Genomic DNA, 8,682 nt, shown 5'->3' with positions numbered 1-8,682 from the left:
GAAAGCGGGGTGCAGGGGCCCGCGGGCCCCGCCCGGGGGTCCGGGGGCGCAGCCCCCGGGACAACCACCTTCACCCCCACCCACCCCCGGAGGCCACGCGGCGGAGCCGCACATGTCACGGCGGGAAGGGGCAGGGTGGGGGACAGATCAACGGGCCTCCACCGTCACCGAGAACGAGAACCGGTCCCCCCGGTACCGGATGCGGGCGACGTCCACCACCCGGCCCGCCGCGTCGTACGTCACCCCCGTGTAGTGCAGGATCGGCGACAGCAGCGGCACCTCAAGGAGTTCCGCCGTCACCGGATCCGCCAGCCGAGCCTCCACCGTGTCCGTGATCCGGCTGATCCGCACCCCCACCGTGTCCCGCAGCACCTTCGTCATGGGCCACCGTTCGAGGTCGGACACGTCGATCCCGGCCGCGAGCTCCGGACGTACCGCGTTCTCCGCCCAGTTGGTGGGCTCCCCGCTCTCCCCGTCCCGCCGCAGGCGCCGGTAGGAGACGACCGACGCGCAGTCGGGGAAGTACTCCGCGAGTTCCCCCGGCACCGGTTCCGGCCCGTGCCCGAGCACCGTCGTCGGCTCGCCCGACTGCTGCGCCACGATCGCGTCGATCGAGCCGAGCAGCCGCACCGGCGCCCCGCGCCGCGCGGCCGGCTCGATGAACGTGCCGCGCCGCCGGTGCCGGGTGATCAGCCCCTCCTCCTCCAGCTCCTTCAGCGCCTGCCGCATGGTCAGCACGCTCACGCCGTAGTGCGCGGCCAGCCGCTCCTCGGTGGGCAGCCGCAGCGAGGCGTCCGGGGTGCGGCCGAGTATCGACGCGCGCAGGGACTGCGAGACCTGGTACCAGAGCGGCAGCTTGCGGTTGAGGACCAGCGAGTCGGGAGCGAAGGAGGAGGCCGGGGGAGTGGGGGAGGAGGTCGAGGAGGTCACGGGGATTCCGTATCAGGCTCTGGGGCGAAGCGGAAGGTACTGATCAGGATCCGGGAGGCCGGGGGCCCGGCGCAGCCCGGTCCGGACGAGCGCGCGGGGCCCGACAGCACCCGCCGGGAAAGCAAGCCGGGCGCAACCGGCAGCCCCCTCCCGGCAGGCGATCCGAGTCCGGCAGCACCCCGCCCGGGCAAGCGAGCCGGGCCACGGCAGTACCCGCCCCGGCAGGCGAGCCGAGCCCCGCCCCCGCGCATCACGCGCGGAAGTGGCGCTCCAGCCCCCGCCACACCTCGTCGTACCCCCGCTGCAGATGCCCCGCCGACGCCGCCTGTTCCGTCGCCGTCACCGGCCACCGGGTCTCGAACATGAACGCGAGGCCGTCGTCGATCTTCTGCGGCTTCAGTTCCGCTGCGCTCGCCTTGTCGAACGTCTCCCGGTCGGGGCCGTGCGCCGACATCATGTTGTGCAGCGAGCCGCCGCCGGGCACGAACCCCTCCGCCTTGGCGTCGTACGCGCCCTCGATCAGGCCCATGTACTCGCTCATCACGTTCCGGTGGAAGTACGGCGGCCGGAACGTGTCCTCGCCCACCAGCCAGCGCGGCGCGAAGACGACGAAGTCGACGCCCGCGAGGCCGGGGGTGTCCGACGGGGAGGTGAGGACCGTGAAGATCGACGGGTCCGGGTGGTCGTACGAGATCGTGCCGATGACGTTGAAGCGGCGCAGGTCGTACACGTACGGGACGTGGTTGCCGTGCCACGCGACCACGTCCAGCGGGGAGTGGTCGTACCGCGCGGACCAGAGATTGCCGCAGAACTTGTTCACCACCTCCACCGGGCCCTCGACCTCCTCGTACGCCGCGACCGGCGCGCGGAAGTCGCGGGCGTTGGCGAGGCCGTTGGCGCCGATCGGGCCGAGGTCGGGGAGCTGGAACGGCTGGCCGTAGTTCTCGCACACGTAACCGCGGGCCGTCTCGTCAAGGAGCTCGACCCGGAAGCGCACGCCGCGTGGGATCAGCGCGACCTCGCCGGGGCGGGCCGCGAGCAGGCCGAACTCGGTGCGCAGCAGCAGTCCGCCGTGCTCGGGGACGATCAGCAGCTCGCCGTCCGCGTCGCTGAAGACCCGGTCCATGGGGGCGTTGGCGTGGTAGAGGTGCACCGCCATGCCGGTGCGCTGCGTGGCGTCGCCGTTGCCGCCCAGCGTCCACAGGCCCGCCAGCCAGTCCGTGCCCTGCTCCGGCTCGGGCAGCGGGTTCCAGCGCAGCCGGTTGGGGTCGGGCACGGTCTCGGTGAAGGGCGCGCTGCGCAGCCGGCCGTTGTCGGTGCGGACGAAGGCGGGGTGCGCGGCCGACGGTGTGATCCGGTACAGCCAGGAGCGGCGGTTGTGCGCCCTCGGCTCGGTGAACGCGGAGCCGCTCAGCTGCTCCGCGTACAGCCCGAGGGGGGCGCGCTGCGGCGAGTTCCGGCCATGCGGCAGGGCGCCGGGAACCGCCTCCGAGCTGTGCTCGTTGCCGAACCCGGGGGAGTACGTCAGCGCCTCCGCCGTCTTCCTGGCCTGCTCGCTGCTGGTCGTCATCTACCGCTCCCGCCGCCGAAGAATCCTGCAATCCTATGGGTCACCGTAGGATTCGGATTCGACCGCGTCAACGGCAAAACCGGCCGAGAGCGGCATGATGGGGCCCGTGCCCCATGCGAACCTCCGCCGCGCACCGGTGCAGCAGCGCAGCGCCGAGCGCCTCAGCCGCATCCTGGACGCCTGCGCCGAGCTCCTGGACGAGACCGGTTACGACGAGCTCTCGACCCGGGCCGTCGCCCAGCGGGCCGGGGTGCCCATCGGCTCGGTCTACCGCTTCTTCAGCAACAAGCGGGCGCTCGCGGAGGCGCTCGCCGCCCGCAATCTGGACCGGTTCGCGGAGATCGTCGGTGCCCGGCTCGTCACGATCGAGGCCGAGGACTGGCGCGGGGCGATCGACGCGGTGCTCGACGAGTACCTGGTCCTGAAGAAGACCGTGCCCGGGTTCAACCTGGTCGACTTCGGCGGCCCGCAGCCGGTCGTCGACCCCGCCACCGACGCCAACCACCTCCTGGCCGACCGGCTCGCCGAGCTGCTCCCGGCCCAGTTCGGCCGCGCCCCCGACGCCGAGCTGCGCCGGACCATCCTGGTCGCGGTGGAGGCGGCGGACGCCCTGCTGCGGCTCGCCTTCCGCACCGACCCGGACGGGGATCCGGGCATCGTGTCCGAGACCCGGGAGCTGCTGCACGCGTATCTGGCCAGGACCCTGGGCTGAGCCCTCGGCCACGGCGCGGCAGCAACGGTCTTCCGCAGCCCTCGGGGTTTCCCAGTCCCCGGTGCTCCCGAGCAATCCCCGGTGCTCCTCAGCCCTCGCCACCATGCCTACCGGTCGGTATGCTCAAAACCGCCCGCGCGTCACCACCCGCCGCCCCCGGGGAGGACCCCCCATGTCCGCACTCCGCATCTGCCCCCTCTGCGAAGCCACTTGCGGGCTGACCCTGACCGTCGAGGGGACCCGGGTCACCGGCGCCCGCGGCGACCGCGACGATGTGTTCAGCCAGGGGTTCATCTGCCCCAAGGGCGCCTCCTTCGGTGAGGTCGACAGTGACCCCGACCGGCTCACCGCGCCCCTGGTCCGCCGCGACGGCGGGCTGGAGCAGGCGACTTGGGACGAGGCGTTCGACCTGGTCGCCGCGCGGCTGCGGCCGGTGGTCGAGACGTACGGCGCCGACGCCGTCGGGGTCGTGCTCGGCAACCCCAACGTCCACACCATGGCCGGGGCCCTCTACCCGCCCGTACTGCTCGGCGGGCTGCACACCCGCAGCCTCTTCACCGCCAGCACCCTCGACCAGATGCCCAAGCACGTCTCCAGCGGGCTGCTCTTCGGCGACCCGTTCGCCATCCCGGTGCCGGACCTCGACCGCACGGACCACCTGCTGCTGCTCGGCGCCAACCCCCTGGAGTCCAACGGGAGCCTGTGCACCGCGCCCGACTTCCCCGGCAAGCTCAAGGCGCTGCGCCGGCGCGGCGGCACCCTCACCGTCGTCGACCCGCGCCGCACCCGTACCGCCAAGCTGGCCGACCGGCATCTGGCCCCGCGGCCCGGGACCGACGCGCTGCTGCTCGCTGCGCTCGCCCATGTCCTCTTCGAGGAGAAGCTGACCTCGCTCGGGGAGCTCGCGCACCGGGTGGAGGGGCTGGCCGAAGTCCAGGAGGCCGTACGGGAGTTCACCCCAGAGGCGGCCGGGGCGGCCTGCGACCTCGACCCGGACGAGATCCGCGTCCTCGCCCGGGAGCTCGCGGCCGCGCCCACCGCCGCCGTCTACGGCCGCATCGGCAGCTGCACGGTGGAGCACGGCACCCTCGCCAGCTGGCTCGTCGACGTCCTCAACATCCTCACCGGCAATCTGGACCGGCCCGGCGGCGCGCTCTTCCCGCTCTCCGCCACCGACCGCGCCCCGCGTCCGGCAGGGCCCGGCAAGGGGTTCGAGATCGGCCGCTGGCGCAGCCGGGTCGGCGGCCACCCGGAGGCCAAGTCCGAGCTGCCGGCGGCCGCGCTCGCCGAGGAGATCGAGACGCCGGGCGAGGGGAAGATCCGGGCGCTGATCGTCTGCGCCGCCAACCCGGTGCTCTCCGCCCCCGACGGCGACCGGCTCGACCGCGCTCTGGCCGGGCTCGACTTCATGGTCAGCATCGACCCGTACCTCAACGAGACCTCGCGCCACGCCGACGTCGTGCTGCCCCCGCCGCCGCCCTCGCAGAGCGCCCACTTCGACTTCGCCTTCAACGCGCTCGCCGTGCGCAACCAGGTCCGCTACACCCGGCCCGCCGTGCCGCTCGCCGAGGACAGGCTGGACGAGTGCGAGATCCACGCCCGGCTCGTCCTCGCGGCGACCGGTATGCACGGCGCCCCGGCGGACGCCGTGGACGCGATGGTCGTCGACCGTACGCTGGGCAAGGCCGTGGCCGACCCGCACTCGGCCGTGCACGGACGCGATCCGAAGGAGCTCGCCGCAGCGCTGACCGGGGAGAACGGTCCCGAGCGGCGGCTCGACATGATGCTGCGGCTCGGCCCCTACGGCGACGGCTTCGGCGCCGCCCCGGACGGCCTCAGCCTGGAGCGGGTCCTCGCCCATCCGCACGGCATCGACCTCGGCCCCCTGGAGCCCCGGCTGCCGCAGGCGCTGCGGACCCGCAGCGGGCGGATCGAGCTGCTGCCCGCACCGATCGCCGGTGATCTGCCCCGGCTGCGCGCGGCCCTCGGCGCCCGCCCGGACGGGCTCGTTCTGGTCGGCCGGCGCCATCTGCGCTCCAACAACAGCTGGCTGCACAACATCCCGTCCCTGAACGGAGGTTCCAACCGCTGCACCCTCCACGTACACCCCGAGGACGCGGCGCGCCTCGGTCTGCGCGACGGCGATCCCGTACGCGTCAAGGCGGACGGCGGCGAGGTGGCGGCGCCCGTGGAGATCACCGACTCCGTCCGTACGGGTGTGGTCAGCCTTCCGCACGGGTGGGGGCACAACCGCCCCGGGACCCGGCTCGGGGTCGCCGCGGGGCAGCCCGGGGTCAACGTCAACCAGCTGCTCGACGGCTCGCGCCTGGACCCGCTGTCGGGGACGGCGGTGCTCAACGGTTTCCCGGTCGAACTGGTCGCACTTCGTTGACCTGGGGTTTTGCTCGTATTGCTCACGTGTCAACATCTTGTTAACGCCGGAAGGGCCGACCTAACGTCATCCCACCGCCAGCCCCCTGGTGGGAGTTCAAGGGTGAACGTTAGGTGTCCTCCATGCTGACCGTCCTCGGCTTCACCATGATCGCGACCTTCCTGGTTCTGATCATGCTGAAGAAGCTGTCGCCCATCGCGGCGCTGGTTCTGATCCCCGCCCTCTTCTGCGTCTTCGTGGGCAAGGGAGCCCACCTCGGCGACTACGTGGTCGACGGCGTGGGCAAGCTCGCGCCGACCGCCGCGATGCTGATGTTCGCGATCATCTACTTCGGCGTGATGATCGACGTCGGCCTCTTCGATCCGATCGTCCGGGGCATCCTGCGGTTCTGCAAGGCCGACCCGGTACGCGTGGTCGTCGGTACGGCGGTGCTCGCCGCGATCGTCTCGCTCGACGGCGACGGCTCGACCACCTTCATGATCACGGTCTCCGCGATGTATCCGCTCTACAAGCGGCTGAAGATGAGCCCAGTGGTGATGACCGGAGTCGCCGCCACCGCCAACGGCGTGATGAACACCCTGCCCTGGGGCGGCCCGACCGCCCGCGCCGCCACCGCCCTCAAGCTCGACGCGTCCGACATCTTCGTCCCGATGATCCCGGCCCTCGCGGTCGGCCTGGTGGCGGTCTTCGTCCTCGCGTACGTCCTCGGCCGCCGCGAGCGCAAGCGGCTCGGCTACCTGACGCTGGACGAGGTCCTGGAGCCGGAGAGCGAGACGGTCCTGGTCGCGGCGGGCGGTTCCGAGCCGCCGCGCCCGGGTGCGGGCGGCGGGTCGGACCAGGACCTGCCCGAGGCGCCCGAATTCCAGGGTCTCGACCCGAAGCGCGCGACCCTGCGCCCCAAGCTGTACTGGTTCAACGCGGCCCTCACCGTGGTGCTGCTCACCGCCATGATCATGGAGTGGCTGCCGATCCCGGTGCTGTTCCTGCTGGGCGCGGCGCTCGCGCTCACCGTCAACTTCCCGCACATGCCGGACCAGAAAGCCCGGATCGCCGCCCACTCCGACAATGTCGTCAACGTGGCGGGCATGGTCTTCGCCGCGGCCGTCTTCACCGGCGTCCTCAACGGCACCGGCATGGTCAAGCACATGGCGGACTGGCTGGTCGGCGCCGTCCCCGACGGCATGGGCCCGCACATGGCGCTGGTCACCGGCCTCCTGAGCCTGCCGCTCACGTACTTCATGTCCAACGACGGCTTCTACTTCGGCGTCCTGCCGGTCCTCGCGGAGGCCGGTGCCGCGCACGGCGTCTCCTCCGTGGAGATCGCCCGCGCCTCGCTGGCCGGACAGGCGCTGCACATGTCGAGCCCGCTGGTTCCCGCCGTGTACGTCCTGGTGGGCATGGCCAAGGTCGAGTTCGGCGACCACACCCGGTTCACGGTGAAGTGGGCGGCGCTCACCTCGCTGGTGGTCCTCGGCGCGGGCATCCTCTTCGGGATCATCTGAGGCGGCCCGGACGCAGGGCGCGGACACCGGCGCGCTGCGCCGGACGGGCGATATCCAACGGCCCGTCCGGCGCCGCTCCGCCGTTTCGCCGTGCGGGTGTGAAAGAGAGTCAGATGAAAGGTCAATTTATATGACAATCTGACTCAAAGGAAAGCGCATGCCTGCCACCTCACCCCCGCGTCCCACCGTCCGCCGCCCGGCCGTCACCGCCACCGCGGCCCTCGCCCTCGGGCTCACGGGAGCCGCCCTGGCCGGGGCGCCCGCCGCACACGCCGCCCCCGGCGACAACGGCGACGTGAAGATCCACAACCTGGGCACCCCGTTCACCGACCAGCGCAACGAGCCCAAGGTCTGCGGGTTCTACCTCGACGGGTTCAACTTCGACAACGGCCAGAACATCAGCTGGTCCATCCAGACGCAGCCCCTCAGGGCGGGCGGCGCGGCCCTCAGCGGCACCATCGCCCTCCCCACCGGCACCGGCCACACCCTGCCGCTCACCCTCCCGGACGGGCAGTACAAGCTCACCTGGAACATCGTCGGCGGCAACGGCGCGGGCAAGCACAAGGTCTTCAGGGTCGACTGTCCCCCGGGCGGCAGCGGCGGCCCGCACGGCGGGCCGAACGCCGGCGGCGGCGGGCTGGCCGGGACCGACGGCTTCACCGACGGCGTCTCGCCGGCCGCGGGCTTCGCGGCCCTCGGTCTGGTCGGGGTCTCCGGGGTGCTCTTCGTCCGACGAATGCGCCGCCGCCCCCATGGCGCCGCGTAGAGGTTCCCGCAGGCCCTTCCACCGCACCCGCGCCTACCGGCTGACGCGGACGGCGGCGCTGGCCGCGACCCTGGTCGTCGGCGGCGTCTGGTGGGCCCAGGACGACGGGTCGGTCGCACCGGTCGCCATGGGCGCCGGGGGGGCCGGGGGCGCGGCGACGCCCTCGGCCCCCACCGGGGCCGACGGGGACAAGCAGGCCCCGGGGCCGCCGGGCGCCAAGCCACCGGCCCCGGCCGGGCCCGGCAGGCTCACCGGGCCCACGGCGACTGCCCGCCCGCCCCGGCCGCTGCCGCCGTCCAGGGCGACCGGTCTCGCCATCCCGTATCTGAGCCTGAAGGCGCCGGTCATCGGCCTCGGGCTCGACCCGGGGCGGCACCTGGCCACCCCGCCGGTCGACAACCCCAAGCTGGTCGGCTGGTTCCAGGGCGGGCCCACCCCGGGCGAGACCGGGACCGCCGTCGCCGTCGGCCACCGCGACACCCGCACCGGGGCGGCCGTCTTCGCCAACCTCTCGGTGCTGCGGCCCGGCAGGCTCGTCGAGGCCCGGCGCGCCGACGGCCGGACCGCGGTGTACACGGTGGACGCGGTCCGCAAGTACGACAAGGCGCACTTTCCCAACGAGGAGGTGTACGGCCCGCGGAACCGGCCGGAGCTGCGGCTGATCACCTGCGGCGGCAAGTTCGACCGCAAGAAGGGCTATGAGAGCAACGTCGTGGTCTTCGCCCATCTGACCGCCGTCCTGGGCCCAGGACGGACCGCATAGCCTCCTCCTGACGCCCGGGGACTGGCCGGGCAGCCCCTGGTGCCGGA

General features: G+C 72.7%; 7 protein-coding genes. 5 read left to right on the top strand and 2 right to left on the bottom strand.

All coding sequences use genetic code 11. The annotated features are described in order from the left end of the window. Positions 1–147 precede the first annotated feature (147 nt). Together ACZ499_RS28090 and hmgA are read right to left on the bottom strand one after the other, a co-directional pair. Positions 148–930 (bottom strand): GntR family transcriptional regulator, encoded by a 783-nt coding sequence (locus ACZ499_RS28090; RefSeq protein ID WP_468679019.1) that lies wholly within the window; start codon positions 928–930, stop codon positions 148–150. 250 nt (positions 931–1,180) lie between these two features. Continuing rightward, positions 1,181–2,500 carry a homogentisate 1,2-dioxygenase gene (gene hmgA / locus ACZ499_RS28085; protein WP_468679017.1) on the bottom strand — a complete coding sequence of 440 codons (1,320 nt, stop codon included), beginning with the start codon at positions 2,498–2,500 and terminating at the stop codon, positions 1,181–1,183. A 97-nt stretch (positions 2,501–2,597) separates the two neighbouring features. Between hmgA and ACZ499_RS28080 the strand changes: the two genes are divergently transcribed. The 5 genes from ACZ499_RS28080 (at position 2,598) to ACZ499_RS28060 (ending at position 8,635) form a co-directional block, all read left to right on the top strand. Continuing rightward, entirely contained in the window at positions 2,598–3,212 is a 615-nt protein-coding gene (locus ACZ499_RS28080) for a TetR/AcrR family transcriptional regulator (RefSeq protein WP_468412084.1), read from the top strand. A 172-nt stretch (positions 3,213–3,384) separates the two neighbouring features. After that, on the top strand, positions 3,385–5,604 hold the full coding sequence (locus tag ACZ499_RS28075) for a molybdopterin oxidoreductase family protein (RefSeq protein ID WP_468679016.1): 2,220 nt from the start codon (positions 3,385–3,387) through the stop codon (positions 5,602–5,604). 122 nt (positions 5,605–5,726) lie between these two features. Then, the gene (locus ACZ499_RS28070; protein ID WP_468679023.1) at positions 5,727–7,106 is read left to right on the top strand and encodes a CitMHS family transporter; all 1,380 of its coding nucleotides are present in this window, start codon (positions 5,727–5,729) and stop codon (positions 7,104–7,106) included. 157 nt (positions 7,107–7,263) lie between these two features. Then, positions 7,264–7,872: a hypothetical protein gene (locus ACZ499_RS28065; RefSeq protein ID WP_468679014.1), complete on the top strand. Its 609-nt coding sequence runs from the start codon at positions 7,264–7,266 to the stop codon at positions 7,870–7,872. Further along, positions 7,859–8,635 carry a class F sortase gene (locus tag ACZ499_RS28060; protein WP_468679013.1) on the top strand — a complete coding sequence of 259 codons (777 nt, stop codon included), beginning with the start codon at positions 7,859–7,861 and terminating at the stop codon, positions 8,633–8,635. The genes ACZ499_RS28065 and ACZ499_RS28060 overlap by 14 nt, the downstream gene beginning before the upstream one ends. Positions 8,636–8,682 lie beyond the last annotated feature (47 nt).

Source organism: Streptomyces sp. NPDC031265, assembly GCF_055570295.1.
Note: the sequence above shows the minus strand (reverse complement) of the source record. Positions and strands in the feature narration are given on the sequence as shown.

Bases quoted from the DNA above. Each gene is read 5' to 3' on its own strand.
- ACZ499_RS28080 (WP_468412084.1), top strand. From the start codon at position 2,598: ATGGGGCCCGTGCCCCATGCGAACCTCCGCCGCGCACCGGTGCAGCAG.
- ACZ499_RS28060 (WP_468679013.1), top strand. From the start codon at position 7,859: ATGGCGCCGCGTAGAGGTTCCCGCAGGCCCTTCCACCGCACCCGCGCC.
- ACZ499_RS28065 (WP_468679014.1), top strand. From the start codon at position 7,264: ATGCCTGCCACCTCACCCCCGCGTCCCACCGTCCGCCGCCCGGCCGTC.
- hmgA (WP_468679017.1), bottom strand. From the start codon at position 2,500: ATGACGACCAGCAGCGAGCAGGCCAGGAAGACGGCGGAGGCGCTGACG.
- ACZ499_RS28075 (WP_468679016.1), top strand. From the start codon at position 3,385: ATGTCCGCACTCCGCATCTGCCCCCTCTGCGAAGCCACTTGCGGGCTG.
- ACZ499_RS28070 (WP_468679023.1), top strand. From the start codon at position 5,727: ATGCTGACCGTCCTCGGCTTCACCATGATCGCGACCTTCCTGGTTCTG.